A 25,575-nucleotide genomic window follows, 5' to 3' on the forward strand; every position below is an offset into this window, starting at 1 on the left:
GTATTTGTTAGCGGCGGGCGTCCTGGACGTCCTTGGTCGTCACCGCGTCCTGATAGCTGTTGCCGAAGTGCGTCCGCAGATAATTCACAACGGCAGCGACCTGACCATCGGTCATCATGTCGCCGAATGCCGGCATGCCGCGGCGGCCATTGACGACGAGGAAGATCGGATAGCTGCCGGATTCGAGATTCTTGTTGCCGACGAGCGAAGGATAGCTGCCGGCGCCGCTCGCGCCCGTCGCGTCCGGCATGTGGCAGCCCTGGCAGACATTGGCGAACAGCTCTTCGCCGGTCATCTCGACGAAGCGGTAACCCGAGGAGAAGGTGCGCTTGCCCGCACCACCGTCCTGCGCAGCGGCCGCGGACGTTGCGAGCAGCGCCAACATGGCAATGACAGATGGTCCTTTGCGCATCATCACGTCTTCACCACGCGTTCGTGCAGCCGGGAGATGACGTCGAGCGCGGACAGGATCGCGCCCTCCTGCCAGGCCGGCAGCTGCGAGGCATGCTCGCCGGCCAGCGCGATGCGGCCGTCGATCTGGCAGAGATTGCGGTAATGCTGCGCCCGCGCGGTCTCGGTCCATTCGCCGGCGCAGCCGAGCGTGAACGGCACGCGATGCCAAGCCACCGCGACGCCGTTCTCGAATTCGCTTCGGTATTGCGGATGGATCGCCGACCCGAACTCGACTGCGCTGGCGACCCGCTCGGCCGGCGTCATCGCGGTGAACTCGAACGAATTGGCGCCGCCATACATGTAGGCACCGAGCAGGATGCCGCGGCCGCCGCGGTTGAAGCCAGTGTTCGGATAGGCGATCTGCCGGATCGGCAGATCGGTGTAGCTGATGCCGCCATAGATCGCCTCGTCCTCTTCCCAGAACCGCCGCTTGAACTGCAGCCCGATCTTCACCGAGGCGGCATAGGGCACGGCCTCGATCGCACTCTTCATCGGCGCGCCGACATCGATCGGCAGCTGGCTCAGGATCGGCAACGGGATGGTGCAGATGCACCAGTCGGCGGTCGCCTGCTGCACCGCGGACGGGTTGGCGGTGTCGACATAGCTCACGGTGACACCGGAGCCGTTCTGCTGGATCTGCGTCACCTTGGCGTTGTAGCGGATGAGATCGCCGACCTCGCGCACGAACGCCTTGCCGATCATGTCCATGCCGCCGACCGGCTGGAACATCGTGGTCTGGAAGTCGTAGCGCGCAAAGGTCTGCAGATAGCGCCACATCCGCGACCGCAACAGCTCCTGCAGCGAGATCGGGTCGCTAGGCAGCGGGTCGGGCATCAGGCCCCCGCCGGGATCGTGGGCATAACCGCGAAACTCGGCGGAGCCGAGGTTGGCATTGTATTTGTAATCGCGATCCAGCGCGCCCCAGTCGCGCAGCGCCTGCAACAGGATCTCCTGATCTTCCTTGCCGACGAACTCGTCGAGCCTGCCCTGCTGGCTGACTTTCGCAAGCAGCTCCGACACGCCGCCCTGGAAATCCGCCTTGATGCTACGAAAGCGTTGCGGCTTGCCGTCGAATGCGCGCGTCGCGTGCAGATAGGCATTGTGGTTGAGCTGGATGAAGGGCTCCAGCGTCACATTGAGCCGGCGGCAGTAATCGAGCAGCGCGCGGTGATGATAGGGAATCCGCCATGGGCCCGGATTGAGATAGAGCCCCTGCTCGAACTGGCAGGTCTGCCTGAAGCCGCCGAGCTCGGTGAAGCTGTCACCGCCGCGGATCGACCAGTTGCGGCCGCCGGCGCGGCTGTTGAATTCGAGGATCTGGACCTTGTAGCCGGCCTTGCGCAGTTCCAGCGCCGCCGTCATGCCGGCAAGCCCGGCGCCGAGGATCAGCACCGAGGCGCCCTTGACGTCGCCGGCGAGCTTGACCGGCCCCTTGTAGGCGGACTCCGATGCGAAGCCGAGGCTCGTCATCGCGTGATACATCGCCGAACTGCCGGCAATGGTCCCGATCAGCGTCAGCAGATCCCGCCGCCTGATCACAGATTCGTTCTGCACCCGCGCCCACCCAGCCGCTGACGTCGATGGCGAAGGGAAACGGTTGATGCGATCCGTGTCAAGAAAGGCCGCACGCTTCCACATCCAGCCACACGCGCTTTTGATGCATCACGCGACCGACCCGATTTCATCACCGCTGTCGTCCTGGCGAAAATCGGGCCCCATACGCCGCGGCGGATGTTGTTAGAGGGACTCGTCGTTCCAGCGCTGCACTGCAATTTGCATCCGTGGTTATGGGTCCCTTCACCCGTGCGCAATTGCGCACTAGGCAGGGACGACGGTGCGGATGGTGCTCGATTCAAGGCGTCAAACACGCGGTGTCATCACCCGCGAAAGCGGGTGATCCAGTATTCCAGAGACAGCTGTGGTTCAACCGAGAGGCCGCGGCGTACTGGATCGCCCGGTCCCGTCTACGCCAAGGCTTCGACGGGGCTTGCGGTCTTGGGCTCGCCGAAGCTTCAGCGGAGGCGGCGAGCCGGGCGATGACAGGTGGGGTGGGGATACAGCTTCGCATTCTCGCGACATGATTTGTCCGAGTCTTGCTGTTCGTTTCGCCCTCTTCTCGAAGAGGGCGCAGGGAAAGCCGGGTGCCGATCGCACCCATGGGCCCCGAGCAATGGGGTAGAAAGCTCGGGGGTAGGACCACAGGTGTAACCGGAGCAATCCGGCTTTCCCTGCGCGATGGGTTACGGCTTATACGTGCTCTCCCCGGCGAGACTTGGCTTTGTTGTCACCGTCTTCACAACGCGCATTGCGCAATCGGAAGAGACACCTACCGCTAGGGCGTCAGGCCTGCACGATTTCGCCGTCCGCTTCATGCGCACTCGTCAGTTGCGCAATCCGCGTCCACCGCATCTCGACCCGCGTTCGTGACGACCGCGAAGCGCCCCTCGTGTCGGGTGAGACGGGGAATTCATACACCGAATTGCTCTTCGGATAAAGCGAAAAATTTTTGCTGCGAGCCCTTGACGCGTTTTTGCTGAGTTGCCCGTCGGGTTGTTTTGTCGCACCCGACACCCTCCTCGTCATTCCGGGGCGACGCGAAGCGTCGAGCCCGGAATCCATCGGGCCGCATGTACTCGTTGAGGAATGGATTCCGGGCTCGCGCCAAGAGGCGCGCCCCGGAATGACGCTTGGAGAGGCAGACATCCTCACCTCGCCGGCATCGCAGCCCGATCGCTTCAGTGCGCCTTGGCGACGTAGGGGCAGCCGCCTTCATCGAGCGGACGGAAGGCCTGGTCGCCCGGCACGGTCGCGAGATATTCGTAGAGGTCCCACTTGCTCTTGGACTCCTCCGGCTTCTTGATGCGCATCAGGTACATGTCGTGCACCATGCGGCCATCCTCGCGCACGACGCCGTTCTGGGCAAAGAAGTCGTTGACCGGGGTCTTGCGCATCTGCGCGATCACGGTCTCCGAATCCACCGAGTTGGTGGCGGCGACCGCCTTGAAATAGTGCCTGAGCGCCGAATTGACGCCGGCCTGGTAGGCGGTCGGCATCGCGCCATGTCGTTTGAAAAACTCCTGGGCGAACACGCGTGTTTCCGGCGTGCGATCCCAATAGAAGGAATCGGTGAACAAGAGGTCGTGCGCATGCGCCAGCCCGAGCGCCGGCACGTCGGTGAGCGTCACCTGCAACGCGACGACCTGCATGCTGGCGCGGATGTTGAATTCGTCGGCCTGCGACACCGCGTTGCGGAAGTCGGAGCCGGCATTGGCGAGCGCCAGGATTTTCGCGCCGGAGGATTGCGCCTGCAACAGGAAGGACGAGAAGTCCGCGGTGTCGAAGGGATGACGGACCGCGCCGAGCACCTTGCCGCCGGCTGAGGTCACGGCCTTGCTGGCATCGCGCTCCAGCGCCTGGCCGAAGGCGTAGTCCGCGGTGAGGAAGAACCACGGCGAGCCGCCGCGCGCGACCACGGCCTTTGCCGTCGCGTTCGAGGAAGCATAGGTGTCGTAAGTCCACTGCACGCTGGTCGGCGAGCACTGCTTGCCGGTGAGATCGGACGAACCGGAACCCGAGATCAGGAACAGCTTCTTGCGGTCGCGCGTCACGGTCTGGATCGCGAGCGCCACCGCGGAATTGACGCCTTCGGCGATCACGTCGACGCCCTTGGTGTCGATCCAGTTGCGCACGATGCCGGTCGCCACGTCAGGCTTGTTCTGGTGATCGGCCGAGATGATCTCGATCTTGCGTCCGGCGACCGTGCCGCCGATTTCTTCCGCGGCCATTTGGGCCGCGATCACCGATCCCGGCCCATTGCCGTCGGAATATTGCCCGCTCATGTCGGTGATGATGCCGACCCGCAACACGCCATCCTCCGCGCGGGCCGCGCCGGCCGCAAATGACAGACACGCGGCGGCAATGGCGGCGAGGACGGACGAGCGTTTCGTGATGGACATTTCGTTCCCAAAGGTTTCGGACGGTTCGACGAACTCCTGAACCAATCAGGCATCACCGACAACCCCGTTCACCGGCATGGCGCTCTGCGATTCCGCGCTAAAATTCCGGGAGGAGGAACGCGACGAATGCGTCGGCTCGCGCGTCGCCGGTCATGCGAACGCCGCGACGAGATTTCGCCGCGGCGTTGCCTGGATCATCCGAATGATTGCCTCAGCGCCGCTCCCACAATTGCCTTGCCAGGATGCCGACCTTGCGCTCGATCGCCTCGGCGGCGTCGAGACACATGTCCTCGCGATAGCGCGAGCCGACGATCTGGACGCCGACCGGCACGCCCTCATGCAGGCCGACCGGCACCACGGCCGCCGGCAGGCCGAGCACGTTGATCGACGAGATGAAGCGCAGATCGTTCCAGAACAAATCCTTGACGCGCTGATCGCCGCCGAGATCGGCATTGACCTCCGGCGTCTTGCGCACCGTGGTCGGCATCAGCACGACAGGATATTGCTCGAGGAAGGCCATCCAGGCCCTGATGTGGCGCGACCGCTCGGCAATGGCCTTCATGTAGCCGGCCTGATCGAGCGGGTTGGCCAGCGCCATGAAGCCGTGGAACGTCTTCTGGAAGTCGGCGCTCGTCGTCGCCAGCATCTGATCCTGCTGCAATACCCGCGTCTCGGTCATGATCAGGTCGCACCAGAGCTGCCAGACCTTGTTGAGCTCGGGGACCTCGACCTCGCTGACCGCGTACCCGGCATCGGCCAGATGATCGGCCGCCTTGCGCTGAAGCGCGATCACGCTGCGATCGGTCACCATGTCCTCCGGGATCTTCGCCAGCGCGACCTTCGGCGCTGCCGGCTTCGGCCCCGTGAGCGGCGCCGGCACATACCAGGGATCGCGCGGGTCGCGCTGCGCCATCACCTCGAGCCCGAGACGGACGTCGGCGACGTGGCGCGCGAGCGGGCCCTGCGACGACATGAACTGCGCCATCAGCGGCCGCTCTGCGGTGGCGGAGGGATTGAACGCCGGAATCCGGCCCTGGGTCGGCTTGATGGTGGCGATGCCGTTGCAATGCGCCGGCCAGCGCAGCGAGCCGCCGATGTCGTTGCCATGCGCGATGGTGCCGATGCCGGCCGCGATCGACGCGCCGGCGCCGCCGGAGGAGCCGCCGCAGGTCACCTCCGCATTCCAGGGATTGCGCGTCAGGCCGTGCAGCGGGTTGTCGGTGAAGCCGCGCAGCGAGAATTCCGGCGTGTTGGTCAGGCCGATGATGATGGCGCCGGCCTTCTTGAGGTTGGCGGTCACCGGCGAGTCGCCCGGCGCGATATTGTCCTTGAAGGCGACCACGCCGTTCGAATTGGCCTGGCCCTCGACGTCGATGTTGATCTTGATCGTGACCGGCACGCCGTGCAGCGGCCCGACGGCAGCGCCGCCGCGCTTGCTGGCGGCCAACGCCTCGTCCGCGGCCTTCGCCGACTTCAGCGCGGCGTCACCGAGATCGACGACGACGGCGTTGAGCGCCGGGTTGGCCTCTTGCTTGCGATCGAGATGCGCGCGGACCACCTGCTCGGAGGTCGCCTCGCCGTTCCTGATCGCCGCAGCCGTCTCCACGGCCGACCATTGCCAGATCGGTGCATTCGTCACGTGTTGTCCTCCACTGGTTCTCGCACTGGTTTCTTGCTGGTTGGTTCAGTCGAGCCGCAACGGCTCGTAGAACACCGGCTGGTCCATCCGCCGGTCTTCTTTGGGAACGACGACCGCCTCGGCGCTGAGCACATGATCGAGCATCACGCGCCGGGCGCGCACGGCGTTGCCGGAGCGAAACGCGGCCATCAGGCGCTTGTGAAAGTCGATATTCTCGCAGGTGAAGCGCGACGAGAACTGCTGCGCGCCGAATTTGCCGATCAGATGACGGATCGCCTCGTTGACGAACCGGCACATCAGGCCGAGCAGCGGGTTGGGACAGGCCTCGATCAGGATGTCGTGGAAATCGATCTCGGCGTGGCGATGATGATCCCAATCGGCTTCGCCGCCGGGATGATGCTCCTGAACCGCGATCGCGGTGTCGAGCGCGGCGAAATGCGCCGTTGTGAGGTGCCCGACCACGCTGAAGGCGAGCTCCGGCTCGATCAGGCGGCGGATCTGGTAGATCTGCGCGGCATTGACCGACTGGAAATAGAAGTAGTTGCTGAGCAGGCCGACGATCCGGTTGATCGACACCGGCGCCACCCGCGCGCCGCCGCCGGGACCGGTGGTGTTCTGCACCAGCCCCTGCACTTCCAGCGACTTGAGCGCCTCGCGGATGGTCGAGCGGCTGCAGCCGAACATCTCGATCAGCTCACTCTCCTGCGGCAGCCGGTCGTTGGGCTGCAAGCCGGCCTGGAAGATGTGGCTGCGGATCAGATCGGCGACCGCGTCCGAGCGCTTGCGCTTGATCGAAGCGCGGCGGGAGGGGTCGAGGGTGGGCAGAGCCGATTTATCCATTTTATGATCATAAATAGGATTGCGACGGCTTGGCAAGGGGCTCGCTTCCGACCTCCGAGCGAACGGGAGCGGCGCCGTCCTTCGGACGGCCCGCCCGGATCGAACATTCGGGAATTGGCGGAAAGCCTGGCGCGCTCAGCCGTGCGCGCGTTGCGCCTCGAGGCTGCGGCTATAGCGCGACATCGCGAAGCAGAACACGAAGTAGATCACGCCGACGAAGACGTAGACCTCGACGCTGAAGGACTGCCAGGCCGGATCGACGATCGCGGTTTTCGCGGTCGTCAAGAGATCGAAGATGCCGATGATCAGGACCAGGCTGGTGTCCTTGAAGAAGGCGATGAAGGTGTTGACCAGCGGCGGGATGACGTGGCGGATGGCCTGCGGCAGCACGATCAGCGCGTGCTTCTCCCAATAAGACAGCCCGAGCGCATCCGCGGCCTCATATTGTCCGCGCGGCACCGCTTGCAGGCCGCCGCGCACGACTTCGGCGAGATAGGCGCCGGCGTAGAGGATGAAGGCGATCTGCGCGCGCAGGAGTTTGTCGATGTTGACGCCGTCGGGCATGAACAGCGGGAACATCACGCTCGCCATGAACAGCAGGCTGATCAGCGGCACGCCGCGGATCAATTCGACATAGAGCACGCAGAGCGAACGGATCGCCGGCAAGTTCGAGCGGCGGCCGAGCGCGACCAGGATGCCGAGCGGGAAGCCGAGCGCCAAGCCGAAGGTCGCGAGGATCAGCGTCACCGGCAGCCCGCCCCAGCGGTCCTGGGTGACGAAGGTGAGGCCAAGGAAGCCGCCCCACATCAGGCAGCCGATCACGATCAGCGCCGCGGCCCACACGAGGAACAGCTCCTTGCGCCAGAAGCTGCGGCGACTCGACACCACGAACAGCGCGATGAAGATCACGACCGCGAGCGCAGGCCGCCACTGCTCGCTATACGGATAGGTGCCGAACAGGATGAAGCGGTACTTCTCGGGCACGACGGCCCAGCAGGCGCCGACGCCGCGCAGCGCGCGGCAGGCGGCGGTGTCGTTGCCGGAGACGATCCAGACCGCATTGGCGATGCCCCATTGCCAAAACGCGATGCCGGCCTTGCCGAGCACGAACAGCAGCAGCAAGGTCATGATGCCGGACGGGATCGAGGCGAACAGATTGGCGCGCAGCCAGGCGGTGAGATATCCGCCGAGCGCGCGCGGTGCGGGACGCGGGCCGATCGGCAGCGGATCCTGCGGGACATGCGCGACCGAGCTCATGTCAACGCTCCACCAGCGCGATGCGCGCATTGTACCAGTTCATGAACAGGCTGATGCCGAGGCTGATGGTGAGGAACACCATCATGATCAGCGCGATCGACTCGATCGCCTGCCCGGTCTGGTTCAGCGTGGTGTTGGCGATCGAGACGATGTCCTGGTAGCCGACCGCGACCGCGAGCGAGGAGTTTTTCGTCAGGTTGAGATACTGGCTGGTCATCGGCGGGATGATGACGCGCAGCGCCTGCGGCAGCACGATGTGCTGGAGCACGAAGCCGCGCTTCAGCCCGAGCGCCTTGGCGGCTTCCGACTGGCCGCGCGGCACCGCCTGGATGCCGCTGCGCACGATCTCGGCGATGAAGGCCGAGGTGTAGGTGACGAGCGCGATCAAGAGCGCGAAATATTCCGGCGCCAGGGTCAGCCCGCCGACGAAGTTGAAGCCGCGCAGCTCGGGCAGCGTGACGCTCCAGCTCGCGCCCGCGAGGAACGACACCAGCACAGGCCACGCGACGACGAGGCCGAGCGCGTAGGGCCAGGCCGGCCGCGCCCGGCCGTCGCGCATCTGCTGCGCGATCAGGCGGCGCCTGACGAAAGCGAACACGATCAGGCCTGCGACCAGCGCCAGGATGGTCCACCAATTGGCCTCGTGCAGCGGCACCGACGGCAGGATCAGGCCGCGATTGGAGAGATAGACGCCCTCGACCGGCTTGAACGCCTGGCGCGCCGCCGGCAGGCCCTGCATCAGCACGTACCAGAACAATAGCTGCAACAGCAGCGGGAGGTCGCGCAGCACCTCGACATAGACGGCGGCGAGCCGCGCCAGTAGCCAGTTCGACGACAGCCGTGCGATGCCGACCAGCGTGCCGATCACCGTCGCCAGCACGATGCCGATCACGGCAACGCGCAGCGTGTTGACGACGCCGACGATGAAGGCGCGCAGATAAGTGTCCTTCGGCGTGTAGTCGATCCAGCTGTCGGCGATCGGCATGCCAGCCTCGCGGCCGAGGAAAGCGAAGCCGGTCGAGATCCGCCGCACCGAGAGATTATGCAGCGCGTTCGACCACAGGAAGGCGACGATGGCGATCGCGATGCCGACCACCAGGACCTGCCAGAACAGGCCGGCGACGCGGGGATCGCTGAGCGAGAACCGCCAGTTGCGGGCGGGAGGGCGTTTCGGCGTCGATGTCGTCACAGCACAGGATCCCCTGAGAAGCGATCTTCTGCCATGCGCAGGCGTCTATTCGAGGATGCGCACTTCATATGTTGCACCAAATCAAGATTCATGCAACATATGTTTCATGGCCCAGGCTCAGCCGAAACCATCGCCCCTCAACGAATTGTGCAGCGCGTTGCCGTCGCTGCCAATGCGTTTGCAGGAGGTCGGTCGGTTTGTCGCAGCCAATGATTACGACGCCACCACCCGCTCGATGCGCGAGCTTGCCGCCGTCGCCGGCGCCGATCCAGCCTCCTTTACGCGTCTGGCAAAGGCGCTCGGCTATTCCGGTTGGGATGAATTGCGCGCTGCACTCACCGAAGCGCGACGGCCGGCGCAGGGCTCGCCGTTCTCCGGCCGCGCCAGGAGCCGCCGCGCCGGGCCGAATGCCGATGTCAAACTGGTCCACGACAAGCTGGAAGCCGAAGCCGCGGGGCTTGCGCGGATCTCCGCGAACGCGATCGCCGATGCCGCGCGTGCGCTGCATTCGGCGAACCGGATCTGGATATCAGGCTTTCGCAGCTGCCGCAGCGTCGCGGAACTGCTGACCTATCAGCTTCGCCTGTTCCGTCCCGACGCGGTGCAATTGGTCGGCGGTTCCGGCCCGTTCGATCTCGACCACGGCGCCTTCCGCACTGACGACGCCGTGGTCGTGATCGGCTTTGCGCCCTACACGCTGGTCAGCGTCGAGACCGCGCGTGCGGCGCATCAGGCGCGCGCCACACTGATCGCGATCGCCGACACGATCACAGCGCCGATGGCCGAAGGCGCCGATCATCTGTTGCTGTTCGAGGCCGCTTCCTCGCCCGGCTTCTTCCCGAGCCTCACCGGCGCGATCGCGGTCGCCCAGTCGCTCGCCGCCGTCGCCTTCACGCTGGGCGGCGCAAATGCAAAGCGCAAGCTGGAAGAGACCGAAGGCCGGCTTGCCAGGATGTCGCAATATATTGCCGAGAAAGGATGAGTATCATGGCAGCCCACAAGAGCCGCGTGATGCACCGCAGCCTGCGCGAGACCCCGCCGAAAGCGATCGGCGGCGACGGCGTCTGGCTGATCGCGGAGGATGGCCACCGCGTCCTGGATTCCTCCGGCGGCGCCGCGGTGTCGTGCCTCGGTCATCAGCATCCGCGCATTCTTGCCGCCATCGCCAAGCAGGCGTCGAAGATCGCCTATGCGCACACCGGCTTCTTCTCGTCGGAGCCCGCGGAAGAGCTCGCCGAGCGCCTGGTCGGCCACGAGCCCGGCGGGCTCGGCTATGTCTATTTCGTCAGCGGCGGATCGGAGGCGATCGAGGCCTCGATCAAGCTGGCGCGGCAATATTTCATCGAGCGCGGCGAGCCTAAGCGCGCGCGCTTCATCGCCCGCCGCCAGAGCTATCACGGCAACACGCTCGGCGCGCTGTCGGCCGGCGGCAATGCCTGGCGCCGCGAGCCCTACGCGCCGCTGCTGTCGCCCTCGTTCAGCCATGTCACCCCGGCCTTCGCCTATCACGAGAAGCGCGACGATGAATCGGAGGCCGCGTTCGTAGGCCGCCTCGCCGCCGAATTAGAGGCTGAATTCCAACGGCTCGGCCCCGACAATGTCGCAGCCTTCATCGCCGAACCCGTGGTCGGCGCCACCGCCGGCTGCGTGCCGGCGCCGGAGGGTTACTTCAAGGCGGTGCGCGAGATCTGCACCCGCCATGGCGCGCTGCTGATCCTCGACGAGGTGATGTGCGGCATGGGCCGCACCGGCACGCTGCATGCGTGGGAGCAGGAAGGCATCTCGCCGGACATCCAGGCGATCGCCAAGGGACTCGGCGGCGGCTATCAGCCGATCGGCGCGATGCTCGCGAGCGGCACGATCGTCGACACCGTGCGCAACGGCTCCGGCGCGTTCCAGCACGGCCACACTTATCTCGCGCATCCGCTCGCCTGCGCCGCAGCCCTCGAGGTCCAGAAGACGATCGCCGAGGAGAGGCTGCTCGACCAGGTCAAGGAGCGCGGCCGCCAGCTCGAGCAGCGGCTGATCGAGCGCTTCGGCAATCACCGCCATGTCGGCGACATCAGGGGCCGCGGCCTGTTCTGGGGGATCGAGCTGGTCGCCGACCGCGGCACGCGGCAGGCATTCGATCCCAAGCTGAAGCTGCATCAGCGGATCAAGTCCGCAGCGTTTGCCGGCGGCCTCGGCTGCTATCCGTCGGGCGGCACCGCCGACGGCCAGCGCGGCGACCATGTGCTGCTCGCCCCGCCCTATATCGCAACGCCCGGCGACATCGACATGATCGTCGAAAGGCTCGGCGCTGCGGTCGACGGCGCGCTGAAGGATGTTGGTCACGGAGCATGATCCGGAAAAGTGGGTACCGGTTTTCCGAGAAGATCATGCTCAAGCATGAGGGAGGTGTAAAATGTACAGGGGATTGATTACTGCAGCCGTTCTCGTCGCCGGCGTCGCGACCGCGAGCGCGGCGACGCTCGACACCGTCAAGCAGCGCGGCACCTTGGTGTGCGGCGTCTCGACCGGCTTTGCCGGCTTCTCGGCGCCGGACTCGCAGGGCAATTTCAAGGGCCTCGACGTCGACTATTGCCGCGCGCTTGCCGCCGGCGTGCTCGGCGATCCAGCCAAGGTGCGCTACGTCGCGCTGACCGCGCAGAACCGCTTCACCGCGCTGCAATCCGGCGAGATCGACGTGCTCTACCGCAATTCGACGCAGACCTATCTGCGCGGCACCACGCTCGGGCTGCGCCAGGGCCCGGTCAATTTCTACGACGGCCAGGGCTTTGTGGTGAAGAAGGACCTCGGCGTGAAGGAGCTGAAGGACCTCAAGGGCGCCACCGTCTGCGTCGCGCAGGGCACCACGCATGAAGTGACGCTCGGCGATTACGGCCGCGCCAACGGCATCGACTGGAAGCCGCTGGTGTTCGACCGTCCCGATACCATGTACCAGACCTTCTTCGGCGGCCGCTGCGATGCCATGACCCAGGACGCCTCGGCGCTTGCCGGCGCGGTCGCAACCGCGGCACCGAAGGCCGACGACTATGTCGTGCTGCCGCAGACCATCAGCAAGGAGCCGCTCGGCCCGTTCACCCGCAACGGCGACGAGGTCTGGAGCGACATCATCACCTGGCTGCATTACGGGCTGGTCGAAGCCGAAGAGCTCGGCGTGACGCAAGCCAATGTCGACGAGATGACGAAGTCGCAGGTGCCGGCGATCCAGCGCCTGCTCGGCGCATCCGGCGATCTCGGCTCGCGGCTCGGCCTCGACAACAAATGGCTGGTCGCGGCGATCAAGGCCGGCGGCAATTACGGCGAGATCTTCGAGCGCAATGTCGGCAAGGCAAGCCCGCTGAAGCTCGAACGCGGCCTCAACGCCACCTGGAGCAAGGGCGGCCTGATGTACGCGATCCCGTTCAAATGATACTCTGATAGGCCTTGAACCTATTCCTCCCGTCATTGCGAGCGAAGCGAAGCAATCCATCGCGCCACAAGTACAGCGATGGATTGCTTCGTCGCTATCGCTCCTCGCAATGACGAGTTGATGGATTATAGCCTCCAACCTCAACGACTTGCGGGGAGAGGGAGTAGAAAGAAATCATGCGCATCACCCTCATTCATGCCCTGAAGCATTCGATCGCGCCGATCGAGGCGTCATTCGCAAATCATTGGCCGGAAGCGCGGCTGATGAACCTGCTCGACGACAGTCTGTCGGCCGACCTCGCGCGCGACGGCAAGCTGACCGACCGGATGACCGAGCGCTTCCTTGCCATCGGGCAATATGCAGCCGGCACCGGCGCCGAGGGCATCCTGTTCACCTGCTCGGCGTTCGGCCCGTGCATCGAGGCGGTGGCGCGCGCGCACGCGCCGATGCCGGTGTTGAAGCCGAACGAGGCGATGATCGAACAGGCGGTCGCCAAGGGAAAACGCATCGGCCTGCTCTCGACCTTCCCGCCGACGCTGGTGTCGATGCCGCCGGAATTTCCGTCGTCCGTGACGCTGGTGCCGAAGCTCGCCGACGGCGCGCTGGCCGCGCTCGATCGCGGCGACCGCGCCGCACACGACCGCATCGTGGTCGAGGCCAGCCGCGATCTGCGCGACTGCGATCTGATCGCGCTCGCCCAGTACAGCATGGCCCCGGCCGCCGCGCGCGTCGCCGAAGTCACCGGCCGCGAGGTGCTGACGACGCCCGACAGCGCGGTCAAGAAGCTGAAGGTGTTGCTCGGAGCCAGCTAGGCTGATACTCGCATGCGTTGGCCGCCTGGGAGTGGGACGCTGCCAGGTTATGTCGCCACATCCATCGCGCAGAACTTTTGCTTTCCTGATCCCGTTGCGCGAGACGATCGGGACTAATTGGCCACCGAGCCCTCGACAGCGAATGTGTGATACTTGGCGTATTTTTCGCCAATGGCTCGGACCTGCACGTAGGCTGGATCGTTTCGCCAAGCCAGAAGCGCTGCCATGCTCGGATACATGTAGATGATCACGCGTCTCGGCGGCTCTCCGTCGACGGCAACGACCTGCGAACCGGCCGCCGCCGCGCCCGCGGCCGCAACCAGCTTCCCGCCGTGCGCCTTGATGATCTCGCGCGCCCTGGGCAGATATTCCCTGGCATAGCCATCGGGATCGACGACGTCGATCTGGCCGATCAGATAGGCGGGAGGCCCGGGTTCGCCATGCAGTGCCTCCCAGCCCAGAGCACACAACGTCGCGCATGTCAGCACGACCAGACCGATCCTGCCTCGGGCGTTCATGCGGGCCTCCCTCCATGTTTCGCTGCTGTCGCGAACCGCTGCCGCACCGGACTCTCCGCCTCGGCCTAAAATGTGTCCAATGCATATATCTTCTGAAAGTTCATGCCAAAGTGCTATAAGCGGGCATGAACCTGCGACAGGCCCTCACGTTCCTGACCGTGGCCGAGCTCGGCACCGTCTCAAAGGCCGCATTGCGGTTGCGGGTCGCCCAGCCGGCGCTGTCCAGGCAAATCATCGGACTTGAGCAGGAGCTCGGGCTGCGGCTGTTTGATCGTGTCGGGCGCCGCCTTCTGCTGACCGGCGAAGGCGAGCAGTTGATCGCAGGCTGCCGGCTGCTGCTCAACAGCGCCAGCTCACTGAAAGAGCAGGCTCAGTTGCTCCGACGGGGAGACACCGGAGTTCTCAAGATAGCCGGGTCGCCGCAACACATCGAAAGTGTCCTGTCCCGATTCCTGCATCGGTATGCGAAGCGCTATCCCCGGGTTGAAGTAAGGATCAGAGAGGGGACGGGCAACGAAATATTGGCGATGCTCGAACGTGGTGAAATTCATCTCGGCCAAAACCTGCTGCATGCAGTCAAGCTGAACGAGCAGCACTTCGGCAGTCTTTCGCTTGGATCCGTAGAGCTGCTGGCTGCCTGCCATCCCTCAATGCGGCTCGGGCCTCAGACGACGATCGAGGTCGCTGACCTTGCTGAGTTTCCGCTGCTGCTGATGGATAGCGGGTTCGGATTTCGCCGTGCTTTCGATGCGGCGAGCCGAATGGCCGGACTGAAGCCCGCGATCATGTTCGAGAGCAGGAACCCGCACACTTTGCTGGCACTTGCCGAAGCGGGGCACGGCGTAGCAATCGTTCCCTCCCAGCTGCAATGCCAGCGTTACGAATTGAGAATCGTCGGTCTCACGCACAGGCGCCGAATGTTGCGGGAGCCCCTGACCATCTCGTGGGACAAACGACGTCCCTTGCCTCGTTTCGCGACCGACTATTGTGCAATGCTCGCGGAGCATATGCGCGAGACGTTTCCGATCACACGCCCGACGGAGCCGGCCTCAGCGAGCACGAAGGGAAAGCATCGGCTACGCGCGCGGCGTGCGGTCCGCAAGGCGGGCTTCTGGCCGTAGCCGACAAACCAGTCTATCGATAGTGGGCGGCGCGGCCTCGGCTTGGGAAGCTTATGTGACGTCACCTGCTGCCGTCACATAAGCTTCCCAAGCTGAGGCCGCCTTCCGGCCGAGATGAGGGCAACTTCCCGATGCGAAAGACCTGTTTCCTTGTGATTGCAGCCATCGCTGCCTGTCTCGAACCGGCCGTCGCCCAGCAGGCGCCGCCTGCGTCATCGGAGAGCGCCGCCTCCGCGCAACTGACGCGCAAGATGAATGCCTATGTCGGGTGCATCAACCGCCTGTCGTCGCGCTCCTACGAATCCCGCGACCGCTACTTTTCCTGGGCCGCCAGGAGTGGTCCCACCGGCAAGGAGCGGATCATCTACGGCACCTACACGATCTACGACACCTCCGACTGCAAGACGAGCGTCGCGGCCGCCAATGCGGCGGACCCGCACGACGCCGGGCTTGAGTCGGCTGCGAATGCCTATGTTGCCGCCGTGACCACGCTCGAGCCGCTGTTGAAGGAGGCGGACGACTACTACACCCAGGAGAATTACAAGGACGACAAGATGGCCAAGGGCAAGGCGCTGCATCCGCGCCTGGTTGCGGCATGGGATGCATTCGCCGGCGCCGACAAGGCGCTGCGCGCCGGCGTCGAGGCGATCAATGACAAGCGCTCGGCCGAGCAGCTGGCCGCGATCGAGGCGAGCGAAGGCCGCAAGTCGCATTATTATGTCGAGGCCCTGATGATCCAGGCCAAACGCGTGCTTCGCGCGGAGCAGGCCGACAAGCCCGACCTCGACGCGATCACCCAGGGGCTCAGCGAGTATGAGGCGACGGTGAAGGCCATGGAGGAGGCCTCGGGCAAGGACGGCGACGTCAAGCTCGGCTCGATGTTCGTCGGCAGCGCCAAATCATTCCTCACCACGGCCAAGCAGCTGATGCGCCGCATGCGCGACAAGGTGCCTTACAGCTCCGGTGAGAAGATGATGCTGAGCAATGCCGGCGCCGGCTGGATGGTGGAAGGATCGCCGGCCCGGCTGATGCGCGACTACAATGAACTCGTCGACGGCTACAACCGCGGCGCCCGAATCTGAATGGCCGCCGCTGCGTAGGGTGGATTAGCCGAAGGCGTAATCCACCGCGACGCAACGGCAGTGGCGGATTACGCCTTGCGGCCAATCCGCCCTACGGATTCCCCTCGCCTACGTCCCTGCGTCCTTCACGTTCAGATCGACGCCCTGCGGATCCCTGATCGTCGACACCGTGATCAGCGAGATCAGCGCCAGCAGGCCGATATAGACGCCCACCCGCCAGGACTCACCGTAAGTGCCGATGATCCATTGCGCGATCATCGGTGCGAAGGCGCCGCCGAAGATGGCGCCGAGCGCGTAGCCGATCGAGACGCCGGAATAGCGCACCTTGGCCGGAAACAGCTCGGCATAGAGCGCGGCCTGCGGGCCATAGGACAGGCCGAGCGCGATGGTGAGGCCGACGGCGCTGATGAAGAACAGCAGCAAATTCTTGCTGTCGATCAAGAACCACATCGGCACCGCCCACAGCACCATCAGGGTGTAGCCGATCTGGAAGCAGCGCACGCGGCCTATTCTGTCGCCGAGGATGCCGCCGAGCAGCGTGAAGATGAACCAGCTCACTGCCGCCAGCGTGCCGATCAGCAGCAATTGCTCCGACGGCAGCTTCAGCGTGTTGGCGCCATAGCTGATGATGAACGCGATCAGGATGTAGCCGGCCGCGTTGTTGGCCATGAAGATCAAGGCGGTGCGCAGGATCTCCTTTGCATGATTGCGCATCAGCTCGCGCAGCGGCGCGGAGGATTCCTTGTGCCGCCGCTGCATCGCCTGGAACACCGGCGATTCCTCCACGGTGCGGCGGGTCACGATGCCGACCACGATCAAGAGGATCGACAGCAGGAACGGAATCCGCCAGCCCCATTCGATCATCGCCTGCTTGCCGAGCATCGCCGTCAGCAACCACAGCACGCCGGTCGCCAGGATCATGCCGAGCGGCGTGCCGATCTGCGGGAACGAGCCGAAGAAGCTGCGCTTGTCGACGGGCGCCGATTCCACCGCCATCAGCGCCGCGCCGCCCCACTCGCCGCCGGCCGAGAAGCCCTGCAGGATGCGCAGAAGAATGAGGAGCGCCGGCGCCCAGGCGCCGATCTGCGCATAGGTCGGCAGCAGGCCGACCAGCGCGGTCGCAGCGCCCATCAACAGCAGCGTGACGACCAGCATGTTCTTGCGCCCGAAGCGGTCGCCGAGATGACCGCAGACGATCGCGCCGAGCGGGCGGAACAGGAAGGAGAGGCCGAGCGTCGCGAACGAGACGATCTGCGCCAGCAGCGGATTGTTGGCGTTCATCGGCGCGAAGAACAGCGCGCCGAACACCAGGCCGGCGGCCTGGGCGTAGACGAAGAAGTCGTACCACTCGATGGTGGTGCCGACGAGCGTTGCGGTGAGAACCTTGCGCTCCTCATCCGACAGTTCAGCACCGCGCGACCGCGCGGATAGTTCGATGGACATGTGGCCTCCCCAAACGTCTTTGCCGTGCGGGTCACCGGCCGCGTTGCGCCTGCCCTGCACGGGTGCTGATGCGGGGATAGCAGAGGTTTTCGCGCGGGACGAGCAAAATAGTTGCAATCGCAACGGTGTAGCCACGGCCGACACGCCGCCACCCCCTGCCCGACCGGTTCCATGACCCGGTTACCTCACCCGTCGCCGACGGTCTCCCATCCCAAAACGCCGATTGTGCATTGCAGCAAGGGCATTATGATCCCAGCGCTCCAAGAGGTCGTAAGTGTCTGACATCAATGCCGATGCCTGGGTCTCCTCAGGCCACCGCCCGATGGGCTTTCCGGAATTCGTCGTCGTTATCGCTTCCATCATGGCGCTGAACCCGCTGGCGATGGACATGATGCTGCCGGCGCTGCCGAACATCCGCTCCGCATTCCAGATCGCCGACGCCAACCGCCCGCAGATGGTGCTGTCGATCTTCCTGGTCGGCTTCGGGGTCGGCCAGTTCGTGATGGGCCCGCTGTCGGACCGCTTCGGCCGCCGCCCGGTGCTGCTCGGCGGCATGACGGTCTACACCATCGCCGGCCTGCTCGCGATCATGGCGCCCTCGTTCGAGACGCTGCTCTTGGCGCGCGCGCTGCAAGGGCTCGGCACCGCGGCGACGCGCGTGATCGCGACCTCGATCGTGCGCGACTGCTACGCCGGACGGCGGATGGCGAGCGTGATGTCGCTGGCGATGATGGTGTTCATCGCCGTCCCCGTGATCGCCCCGTCATTCGGCCAGGCGGTGATGCTGCTGACGCACTGGCGCGGCATCTTCGTGCTGTTGATGATCTACGGCGTGATCGCGCTGGCCTGGAGCGCGATGCGGATGCCGGAAACGCTGCCCGAGGAGTTGCGCAAGTCGCTGGCGATCCCGGAGGTGCTGTCCGCATTCCGCCAGACCGTCACCAATCGCCAGACGCTCGGCTATGCGCTCGCCGCCGGCGGCGTGCAGGGCTCGCTGTTCGCCTTCGTGTTCTCGTCGCAGCAGATCTTCACCGAGATCTTCAAGCTCGGGCATTACTTCCCGGTCGCGTTCGCGGCCTGCGCGGTCGGCGTCGCGATCGCCGGCTTCCTCAATTCGCGCATCGTCGGCCGCATCGGCATGCGGGTGATCTCGCACGCCGCGCTGACCGGTTTCGCCGTGGTGGCCGCGGCACTGTTCCTCGCGGTGAAGACCGACACGCTGTCGCTGCCGCTGTTCATGGTGCTGTCGGGGCTGATGATGTTCGCGTTCGGGCTGATGATGGCGAACTTCACCGCATTGGCGATGGAGCCGCAGGGCAAGATCGCCGGCACCGCCTCCTCGCTGTACGGCACCATCACCACGCTGCTCGGGATCGGCGTCGGGACGGTGATCGGCCAGGATTACAACGGCACGCTGCTGCCGTTCGCGACCGGCTTCTTCCTGTGCACGCTGGCCGCGCTCGCCGTGGTGCTGGTGACGGAAAAGGGCCGCATGTTCCGGCCCCATCACCATCCGATTTGACGAGCCCGTAGCCCGGATGGAGCCAACGGGCCGCGCGAACGCGCGCCCGATGACAGGCTCCGCGCAATCCGGGACGGTGTTGCCCGCTGCACGAGCCCCCGGATTTCACTTCGCTGCATCCGGGCTACGACATCGCGTCAGGCTTGGCGAGTTCGCCCAACGCCACTCCGCACCGTCGCCACGGCGCGCCGCGTCGCCGCAAATCCCTCCATGCCGAGTTGCCACTGCAAGCCGACGATCGCGCCCTTGGTCGGCTGCAATAGCGCGAGCGCGCTGAACAAGGTCACCGGCAGCCAGATCGCGAGTTGCAACCAGGCCGGCGGCGCGTAGGTCGTCTCCATCCAGAGCAGCGCCGGCACCACGACGTGGCCGACCACGACGATCACGAGATAGGCCGGGAAATCGTCGGCGCGCTGCGGGGTGAAGTCCTCGCCGCACACCTCGCAATGATCCGCCACTTTAAGGAAGCGGCCGAACAGATGGCCACGCCCGCAGTTCGGGCACTTCATGGTGAAGCCGCGCAACATTGCCTTTGGCAGGGAAACCGTCTCGGTCATCGCAGTCGTCCTTGGTCGTTGTCCTTGACCTGATCTGATGATCCATACAATATGTCTCCTAGAGCATACAATCAAAGACAAATCGCTGTATTGCATGGATTGGATCCCTACAGTTTCGGAATGGCACGGCCCGATGTTCCTGCGCATCGTCGATGCGCTGGCCGCCGATATCGCCAGCGGCCGGCTGGTCCGCGGCCAGCGGCTGCCGACCCATCGCGCGCTGGCGACCGCGCTCGGCATCGACCTCACCACGGTGACGCGCGCCTATGGCGAGGCGCGGCGGCGCGGACTGCTCGACGCACGCGTCGGCCAGGGCACCTTCGTCTCGGAGACCACCGCGCGCGCGGCCTCCGAGTTATCCGCGCCCGTCAACATCGACCTGTCGATGAACCTGCCGCCGCAGCCGGTCGAGGCCAATCTCGACCTGCGCATCGCGCAGGGCCTCGCGACCATCCGCTCAGACGCCGGGTTCTCCGCCTATCTCGGCTACACGCGTCCCGGCGGCACTGCCGACGAGCGCGAGGTCGGCGCCGCGTGGCTACAGCCGCGCGTGCCGAACGCTTCCGCCGACCGCATCGTGATCTATCCGGGCTCGCAGGCGATCATCTTCAACGCGCTGCTGGCGCTGACATCGCCCGGCGATGTGGTGCTGACGGAAGCATTGACGTTTCCCGGCATCAAGGCCGCGGCGGCGCGGCTCGATGTCCGCCTGATCGGCGTGGCGATGGACGCGGAGGGCGCGCGGCCCGACGCGCTGGACGAGGCCTGCCGAAAGCACAAGCCGAAGGCGGTCTATCTGGTGCCGACGCAGCAGAACCCGACCACCGCGACCATGGGCACTGCGCGGCGCAAGGCGATGGCCGACATCATCCGGAAGCGCGGCTCTGTCCTGATCGAGGACGACGTCTACGGACCGCTCGAACCGCAGATGGCGCCGATCGCGACCCTGATTCCGGAGCACACCTACTACGCCGCGAGCATCGCCAAATGCATCGCGCCGGCCTTGCGCGTCGCCTATCTGCTGGCGCCCAATGCGAGCGCCGAGCAGCGCATGCGCGCCGGCATGCAGGCCACCATGCAAATGCCGCCATCGCTGATGGTGGCGCTGGTGACGCAATGGCTGCGCTCCGGCGTCGCCGCCGACATCATCCGCGCCATCCGCAACGAGGCCGCCGCGCGCCAGCAGCTCGCCGCCCGCTTCCTCAAGGGCGTCAGCTATGCGGCGCGGCCGGCGAGCCATCATCTGTGGATGCCGCTGCCGAAGCATTTCGACGGCACCGATTTGCTGTCGCATCTGATGCGCAATGGCCTTGCCGTCGTCGGCGAAGACGCCTTTGCAGCGGGCGATGCCGCGCCGCGCGGCTTGCGCGTCTCGCTCGGTGCCGCACGCAACCGCGCCGAGCTGAGCCAGGCGCTGCAGGTGCTGTCGAGTGCCGTGCGCACGCCGGCCGGCGCCACGCAGATTGTCTAAAATTCGACCATCGTTCGGGAATAAACTCGCTCGAAAATGATTATGCTGCGCGGGCGCCTGCGCTAGACATGCGGCGTTCAGAACATCAGGCAGGGGGCGGGCTTCTCAATGTCATGTGGATATGATCGGGCGATCCACCCTGCCGTGCGGATACTTCGTGGGGTAACGACCGCGATCGCGTGTCTTGCACTTGTCACATCGGGCGACGCACGCGCCACCGACGCCCCTGCCCCGTCGCCGGAGAAGCTCGAACACATAACCGAATTCTTCAACAATGAAGTCAACAGCGGCAAGCTGCCCGGCGCAGTCATCCTGATCCAGCAGCACGGCAAGCCGGTCTATCTGAAAGCCTTCGGCTATCGCGACGTCACGACCAAATCGCCGATGCGGGCGGACACGATGTTCGCGCTGCATTCGATGACCAAGCCGATCACCAACACCGCCGCGATGATGCTGGTCGACGAAGGCAGACTGTCGCCGCAGGATCCGCTGTCGAAATACATTCCGGCGTTCGCCGACGTGAAGGTCGCGATCGAACCCGACGGCGGCAACGATCCGGACAAGGTGGAGCTGGTGCCGCCGATCCGCCCGGTGACCATCGAAGACATCATGCGGCACACCTCGGGCATCACCTACGAATATATCGGCGCCGACTGGATCCAGAAGATCTACCGCGCGGGACATCTGTTCGACGGCAAGTTCGACAACAAGGAATTCACAGCAAGGCTGGCCAAGCTGCCGCTGTCGCGGCAGCCCGGCACGCTGTGGCGCTACGGCCATTCCACCGACGTGCTCGGCCGAGTGATCGAGATCGTCTCCGGCAAGACGCTCTATCAGTTCGAGAAGGAGCGGATCTTCGATCCCCTTGGGATGACCGACACCCGATACGTGCTCGATGCGGAGACGGAACGGACGCGGCTGGCCGAACCGCTGCCTTCGGACACGATCCTGATCGAAGGCGAGAACGACCGGCGCGCGCATCCGGAATGGGAATCCGGCGGCGGCGGCCTGGTGTCGACCATAACCGACTATGCGCGCTTCGCGCAGATGCTGCTCAACGGCGGCGAGCTCGACGGCAAGCGCTATCTCAGCCCCGCCGCCTTCAAGACCATGACGACGGATCATATCGGGCCGGGCTCGGGCGTCGGCCGCGACTACTGGTATTTTCCAGGCGACGGCTTCGGCTACGGCTACGGAATCGCGGTGCGCACCGATCCCGGCATCGCCAAGCCGCCGCCGCCCGGCTCGATCGGCGAATTGAAATGGGACAGCGGCAGCGGCACCTATTTCGGCGTCGATCCGAAACTCGACATGATCTACATCATGCTGGAGCAGACCCAGAACGAGCGCCAGCGCATCACGCCGGCATTCCGCAAGCTGGTGTACGACGCGTTCAGCCCGGATTGAGTTCCGCCGTTATTAACTTCGGCATTGCGAGGAGTGAAACGACGAAGCAATCCATCTATCCGTTTGCTCGCGGATAGATGGATTGCTTTGCTTGCGCTCGCAAAGACGCGGCTGACTTCCGCCGAACCGCTTCCTGCCTGCGCCGTGCTGCATCGGCGATCAGGCTCGCGCTGCATTCGTTGCAGACGAACGCACACGTATCCGTAAACCCGCTTTCCCGCCGTCGAGCTTTCCTCACGCTATATACTATCGTATATATCGAGCCGACAAGGCAGGCGGGTGAAACAATCCGGCCGGGAACCCTGCAGACAACAACCATTGGCCGGAGACGATCGCCTCGACAATTCCTGCCTGGTCCAACCAGGATCCATCGAGGAAACGCGATCATGACAACGAAGAATGGCGACGCGGGACATCCGCGCGCAACGGGAGAACTGCTCAGGATCCGCCGCGCATCGCTCGCGAGCGCTGCGGCCCTTATCCTTGCACTCGATCCGGTCGGTGCAGCCCGCGCCGAAACCGCGCCGGTCGGCGTGCCCGACAAGAGCTTTCCGGAGAGCGTGACCTCGACCTCCGACGGCACGCTATACGTCGGCAGCTTCAACCATGGCGGCGTGACCAAGATTTCCGGCGGCAAGGCCGAGCAGCTGGTCAAGCCGGGTGCCGCCGACAGCCGCTCGACGCTCGGCGTGCTGGCCGACGAGAAGAGCGGCACGCTCTATGTCTGCTCCAACGACATCTCCGGCTTCGGCGTCGCCGGACCGAGCGACACCAAGGGCGCCTGGCTGAAGACCTTCGACCTCAAGAGCGGCGCACCGAAAGGCAGCTTCGCGCTGAGCGATCCGAAATCGCTGTGCAACGACATCGCGGTCGGCGCCGACGGCACCGCCTATGTCAGCGACTCCTTCACCCCGATCGTCTACAGCCTGAAGCCCGGCGCCACAGCGCTTGCGACCTTTGCCACCGATCCGCAGCTCGCGCCAGCCAAGGACGGCGTCGGGCTCGACGGCATCGCGATCGGCGCCGACGGCAATATCTACGTCACGACCTTCATTCCCGCGAAGCTGTTCAAGGTCGAGGTCAAGGACGGCAAGGCGGGCACGGTGACCGAGCTGAAGCCGTCGCGGCCGCTCGATCATGCCGACGCGCTGCGTGCCCATGGCAGCGGCTTCCTGCTGATCGAGGGCAACGGCAAGCTCGACAAGGTGACCGTGACGGGCAGCGAGGCCGCCATCGACACCATCAAGGATGGTCTCGCCGAGCCGGTCTCGGTGACCGAGGTCGGCGGCACGGGCTGGATCGCCGAGGGCAAGCTGTCCTACATCATCGGCGACAACAAGGGAAAAGACCCCGGTCCGTTCACGCTGACGCCGGTGGCGCTGCCGAAGTAGAGATCGGACCGCTGGCTCACCTCGCCCCGCGTGCGGGGAGCGGCCCTAACGCATCGTCAGATGCGTTACGGGTGACGGGGAGCCTCGGCGAACTCAGCCTGTCCCCGAACTCGCGAGAGGCCCCTCACCCCAACCCTCTCCCCGTAAGATCGTCGTAAGAACGGGGAGAGGGAGCGCAGGGGCGGTGCGGTCATAGCTCGAACCGCGTCTCGCCGCTCCTCAGATCACATAAAACCCATGCGTGCCGTCGCGACGGAGCTGCTCGACCAGCCCGTACTCCCAATCGAGATAGGCCTGCATCGCCTGCTCGGCGACGCCGGTGCCCTCGTAAGGGCGCCGATACCGGTGCGCGGGATCGGGCCGCGGCACGACGTGCGGTGCACCGACCTCGAGCCGGCCGTCATAGCCGCCTTCGAGCACGTAGACCTCCCACGCCATCTGCGCGAGCCAGGACGCCGTCATGTCGGCGCGGATGCTTTTGTCGTCGGTCAGCACGATGCGCGCGCCGCGCACGGGAGCTGCCATATCGATCTCCTGCACCAGCTGGCCACCGGCATAATGCCGGAATCCGGCCAGGTGACCGGCGGCATATTCCTCCGCATCGCGCACGTCGAAGCGATACAGCGTGCGCTGCGCGTCGCCTTCCAGCGCGGCGAGTTCGGCCGGACCGATATGGCGGACGCCGGCGCGATAGGCGACGTCGCGCGCATTGTCGGCGGCGCCGGCGAACGGCCCGACCGCGCCGCGCTTGCCGGCGCCGTGCTCGAGATCGTGCTTCGCGAGCGTCCAGCCGATCGTGCCGTTGCGCAGCGCCCGCACCTTGTTGGGCAACCCGGCATTGATCAGCGACTGCGTGCCGATGATCGAGCGGGTGCGACCGGCGCAGTTGACGATGATGGTGGTGTCGGGATCGGGTGCCGCGCGCCCTGCGCGCAGCACCAGCTCCGCGCCGGGGACGCTGACCGAGCCCGGAATGTTCATGGTGGCGTATTCGTCGAACCGGCGCACATCGAGGATCGCGATGTTGGCCTTGGCTGAAATCAGCGCGGCGACCTCGTCGGCGCTCATCGACGGCGTATGCCTGCGCACCTCGACCAGCTCGCCGAACGCCTTGGCATAGGAATTGACGTCCTCGAACACCTCGAGGCCGGCGGCCTTCCAGCCCTGCAAGCCGCCTTCGAGCGCGGCGACATTGCCGTAGCCCAGTGCCTGCAGCTGCTCGGCCGCGGCTGCGACCAGTCCCTCACCATTGTCATAGAGCACGATCGGCACGTCCTTGCGCGGCAAGCGCAGCTCGGCTTCGAGCGCGATCCGGCCGGCGGCCATGTTGGCGGCGAACAGCGGATGGCCGGTGGCGAACTCCGCCTCATGCCTGACGTCGAGCAGCGCGATCTCCCTGCCCAGCAGAAGCATTGCACGGACGGTCTGAGGCGTCACCGAAGAAACTGTCATGAGATGCTGGCCTTGGACGGGACCTTGGGCGGGATATGCGCAGACCTGCT

General features: G+C 65.3%; 21 protein-coding genes. 10 read left to right on the forward strand and 11 right to left on the reverse strand.

The genetic code is table 11. From position 1 onward, the window contains the following. Positions 1 to 7: 7 nt before the first annotated feature. The 7 genes from ACVW17_RS35930 to ACVW17_RS35960 all read right to left on the reverse strand — a co-directional run bounded on the left by ACVW17_RS35930 (position 8) and on the right by ACVW17_RS35960 (position 9,334). Entirely contained in the window at positions 8 to 415 is a 408-nt protein-coding gene (locus ACVW17_RS35930; protein ID WP_456756249.1) for a c-type cytochrome, read from the reverse strand. Continuing rightward, on the reverse strand, positions 415 to 2,007 hold the full coding sequence (locus tag ACVW17_RS35935) for an FAD-dependent oxidoreductase (RefSeq protein ID WP_456798680.1): 1,593 nt from the start codon (positions 2,005 to 2,007) through the stop codon (positions 415 to 417). Before ACVW17_RS35935 ends, ACVW17_RS35930 begins: the two co-directional genes overlap by 1 nt. A gap of 1,181 nt (positions 2,008 to 3,188) precedes the next feature. After that, a complete protein-coding gene (locus tag ACVW17_RS35940; RefSeq protein WP_456798681.1) occupies positions 3,189 to 4,409 on the reverse strand; it encodes an ABC transporter substrate-binding protein in 1,221 nt (406 codons plus the stop codon). A gap of 211 nt (positions 4,410 to 4,620) precedes the next feature. Next, positions 4,621 to 6,048 carry an amidase family protein gene (locus ACVW17_RS35945; protein WP_456798682.1) on the reverse strand — a complete coding sequence of 476 codons (1,428 nt, stop codon included), beginning with the start codon at positions 6,046 to 6,048 and terminating at the stop codon, positions 4,621 to 4,623. 45 nt (positions 6,049 to 6,093) lie between these two features. Beyond that, the gene (locus ACVW17_RS35950; protein ID WP_456798683.1) at positions 6,094 to 6,888 is read right to left on the reverse strand and encodes a FadR/GntR family transcriptional regulator; all 795 of its coding nucleotides are present in this window, start codon (positions 6,886 to 6,888) and stop codon (positions 6,094 to 6,096) included. Between the two features lie 135 nt (positions 6,889 to 7,023). Next, complete coding sequence (locus tag ACVW17_RS35955; protein ID WP_456798684.1) at positions 7,024 to 8,145, reverse strand: amino acid ABC transporter permease; 1,122 nt, start codon at positions 8,143 to 8,145, stop codon at positions 7,024 to 7,026. Position 8,146: 1 nt separating this feature from the next. Further along, positions 8,147 to 9,334, reverse strand: a complete 1,188-nt coding sequence (locus tag ACVW17_RS35960) for an amino acid ABC transporter permease (RefSeq protein WP_456798685.1) — start codon at positions 9,332 to 9,334, stop codon at positions 8,147 to 8,149. 106 nt (positions 9,335 to 9,440) lie between these two features. Here ACVW17_RS35960 and ACVW17_RS35965 point away from each other — a divergent pair, with 106 nt between their 5' ends. From ACVW17_RS35965 to ACVW17_RS35980, 4 genes are all read left to right on the forward strand, one after another. Further along, positions 9,441 to 10,316, forward strand: coding sequence for a MurR/RpiR family transcriptional regulator (locus tag ACVW17_RS35965; protein WP_456798686.1), 876 nt, complete (start codon positions 9,441 to 9,443; stop codon positions 10,314 to 10,316). A 5-nt stretch (positions 10,317 to 10,321) separates the two neighbouring features. Next, entirely contained in the window at positions 10,322 to 11,677 is a 1,356-nt protein-coding gene (locus tag ACVW17_RS35970) for an aspartate aminotransferase family protein (RefSeq protein WP_456798687.1), read from the forward strand. A gap of 61 nt (positions 11,678 to 11,738) precedes the next feature. Further along, positions 11,739 to 12,749 (forward strand): amino acid ABC transporter substrate-binding protein, encoded by a 1,011-nt coding sequence (locus tag ACVW17_RS35975; protein ID WP_456749425.1) that lies wholly within the window; start codon positions 11,739 to 11,741, stop codon positions 12,747 to 12,749. Positions 12,750 to 12,925: 176 nt separating this feature from the next. Then, positions 12,926 to 13,561 (forward strand): aspartate/glutamate racemase family protein, encoded by a 636-nt coding sequence (locus tag ACVW17_RS35980; protein WP_456798688.1) that lies wholly within the window; start codon positions 12,926 to 12,928, stop codon positions 13,559 to 13,561. Positions 13,562 to 13,674: 113 nt separating this feature from the next. Here the strand turns inward: ACVW17_RS35980 and ACVW17_RS35985 are convergent, their stop codons facing one another. Then, positions 13,675 to 14,079: a DUF1330 domain-containing protein gene (locus ACVW17_RS35985; protein ID WP_456798689.1), complete on the reverse strand. Its 405-nt coding sequence runs from the start codon at positions 14,077 to 14,079 to the stop codon at positions 13,675 to 13,677. Positions 14,080 to 14,204: 125 nt separating this feature from the next. Between ACVW17_RS35985 and ACVW17_RS35990 the strand changes: the two genes are divergently transcribed. Both ACVW17_RS35990 and ACVW17_RS35995 read left to right on the forward strand, forming a co-directional pair. Then, on the forward strand, positions 14,205 to 15,200 hold the full coding sequence (locus tag ACVW17_RS35990; RefSeq protein ID WP_456798690.1) for a LysR family transcriptional regulator: 996 nt from the start codon (positions 14,205 to 14,207) through the stop codon (positions 15,198 to 15,200). 131 nt (positions 15,201 to 15,331) lie between these two features. Beyond that, positions 15,332 to 16,282, forward strand: coding sequence for a YiiG family protein (locus tag ACVW17_RS35995; protein WP_456798691.1), 951 nt, complete (start codon positions 15,332 to 15,334; stop codon positions 16,280 to 16,282). A 108-nt stretch (positions 16,283 to 16,390) separates the two neighbouring features. On the opposite strand, the gene ACVW17_RS36000 is transcribed toward ACVW17_RS35995, so the two are convergent. Further along, positions 16,391 to 17,725 (reverse strand): MFS transporter, encoded by a 1,335-nt coding sequence (locus ACVW17_RS36000; RefSeq protein WP_456798692.1) that lies wholly within the window; start codon positions 17,723 to 17,725, stop codon positions 16,391 to 16,393. 322 nt (positions 17,726 to 18,047) lie between these two features. Between ACVW17_RS36000 and ACVW17_RS36005 the strand changes: the two genes are divergently transcribed. Beyond that, positions 18,048 to 19,247 carry a multidrug effflux MFS transporter gene (locus tag ACVW17_RS36005; protein WP_456799014.1) on the forward strand — a complete coding sequence of 400 codons (1,200 nt, stop codon included), beginning with the start codon at positions 18,048 to 18,050 and terminating at the stop codon, positions 19,245 to 19,247. Between the two features lie 137 nt (positions 19,248 to 19,384). Here the strand turns inward: ACVW17_RS36005 and ACVW17_RS36010 are convergent, their stop codons facing one another. Further along, positions 19,385 to 19,804, reverse strand: a complete 420-nt coding sequence (locus tag ACVW17_RS36010) for a DUF983 domain-containing protein (protein WP_456798693.1) — start codon at positions 19,802 to 19,804, stop codon at positions 19,385 to 19,387. A 94-nt stretch (positions 19,805 to 19,898) separates the two neighbouring features. Between ACVW17_RS36010 and ACVW17_RS36015 the strand changes: the two genes are divergently transcribed. From ACVW17_RS36015 to ACVW17_RS36025, 3 genes are all read left to right on the forward strand, one after another. After that, positions 19,899 to 21,275: an aminotransferase-like domain-containing protein gene (locus ACVW17_RS36015; RefSeq protein ID WP_456798694.1), complete on the forward strand. Its 1,377-nt coding sequence runs from the start codon at positions 19,899 to 19,901 to the stop codon at positions 21,273 to 21,275. A gap of 108 nt (positions 21,276 to 21,383) precedes the next feature. Next, on the forward strand, positions 21,384 to 22,682 hold the full coding sequence (locus ACVW17_RS36020; RefSeq protein ID WP_456798695.1) for a serine hydrolase domain-containing protein: 1,299 nt from the start codon (positions 21,384 to 21,386) through the stop codon (positions 22,680 to 22,682). 386 nt (positions 22,683 to 23,068) lie between these two features. Continuing rightward, positions 23,069 to 24,073, forward strand: a complete 1,005-nt coding sequence (locus ACVW17_RS36025) for a hypothetical protein (RefSeq protein ID WP_456798696.1) — start codon at positions 23,069 to 23,071, stop codon at positions 24,071 to 24,073. A gap of 219 nt (positions 24,074 to 24,292) precedes the next feature. On the opposite strand, the gene ACVW17_RS36030 is transcribed toward ACVW17_RS36025, so the two are convergent. Then, positions 24,293 to 25,525 carry a rhodanese-like domain-containing protein gene (locus ACVW17_RS36030; protein WP_456798697.1) on the reverse strand — a complete coding sequence of 411 codons (1,233 nt, stop codon included), beginning with the start codon at positions 25,523 to 25,525 and terminating at the stop codon, positions 24,293 to 24,295. Between the last annotated feature and the right edge of the window lie 50 nt (positions 25,526 to 25,575).

This window comes from Bradyrhizobium sp. USDA 4473 (assembly GCF_054063335.1).

Bases quoted from the DNA above. Each gene is read 5' to 3' on its own strand.
- ACVW17_RS35930 (WP_456756249.1), bottom strand. From the start codon at position 415: ATGATGCGCAAAGGACCATCTGTCATTGCCATGTTGGCGCTGCTCGCA.
- ACVW17_RS35940 (WP_456798681.1), bottom strand. From the start codon at position 4,409: ATGTCCATCACGAAACGCTCGTCCGTCCTCGCCGCCATTGCCGCCGCG.
- ACVW17_RS35950 (WP_456798683.1), bottom strand. From the start codon at position 6,888: ATGGATAAATCGGCTCTGCCCACCCTCGACCCCTCCCGCCGCGCTTCG.
- ACVW17_RS35955 (WP_456798684.1), bottom strand. From the start codon at position 8,145: ATGAGCTCGGTCGCGCATGTCCCGCAGGATCCGCTGCCGATCGGCCCG.
- ACVW17_RS35965 (WP_456798686.1), top strand. From the start codon at position 9,441: ATGGCCCAGGCTCAGCCGAAACCATCGCCCCTCAACGAATTGTGCAGC.
- ACVW17_RS35970 (WP_456798687.1), top strand. From the start codon at position 10,322: ATGGCAGCCCACAAGAGCCGCGTGATGCACCGCAGCCTGCGCGAGACC.
- ACVW17_RS35975 (WP_456749425.1), top strand. From the start codon at position 11,739: ATGTACAGGGGATTGATTACTGCAGCCGTTCTCGTCGCCGGCGTCGCG.
- ACVW17_RS35980 (WP_456798688.1), top strand. From the start codon at position 12,926: ATGCGCATCACCCTCATTCATGCCCTGAAGCATTCGATCGCGCCGATC.
- ACVW17_RS35985 (WP_456798689.1), bottom strand. From the start codon at position 14,079: ATGAACGCCCGAGGCAGGATCGGTCTGGTCGTGCTGACATGCGCGACG.
- ACVW17_RS35990 (WP_456798690.1), top strand. From the start codon at position 14,205: ATGAACCTGCGACAGGCCCTCACGTTCCTGACCGTGGCCGAGCTCGGC.
- ACVW17_RS35995 (WP_456798691.1), top strand. From the start codon at position 15,332: ATGCGAAAGACCTGTTTCCTTGTGATTGCAGCCATCGCTGCCTGTCTC.
- ACVW17_RS36000 (WP_456798692.1), bottom strand. From the start codon at position 17,725: ATGTCCATCGAACTATCCGCGCGGTCGCGCGGTGCTGAACTGTCGGAT.
- ACVW17_RS36005 (WP_456799014.1), top strand. From the start codon at position 18,048: ATGGGCTTTCCGGAATTCGTCGTCGTTATCGCTTCCATCATGGCGCTG.
- ACVW17_RS36010 (WP_456798693.1), bottom strand. From the start codon at position 19,804: ATGACCGAGACGGTTTCCCTGCCAAAGGCAATGTTGCGCGGCTTCACC.
- ACVW17_RS36015 (WP_456798694.1), top strand. From the start codon at position 19,899: ATGGATTGGATCCCTACAGTTTCGGAATGGCACGGCCCGATGTTCCTG.
- ACVW17_RS36020 (WP_456798695.1), top strand. From the start codon at position 21,384: ATGTCATGTGGATATGATCGGGCGATCCACCCTGCCGTGCGGATACTT.
- ACVW17_RS36025 (WP_456798696.1), top strand. From the start codon at position 23,069: ATGACAACGAAGAATGGCGACGCGGGACATCCGCGCGCAACGGGAGAA.
- ACVW17_RS36030 (WP_456798697.1), bottom strand. From the start codon at position 25,525: ATGACAGTTTCTTCGGTGACGCCTCAGACCGTCCGTGCAATGCTTCTG.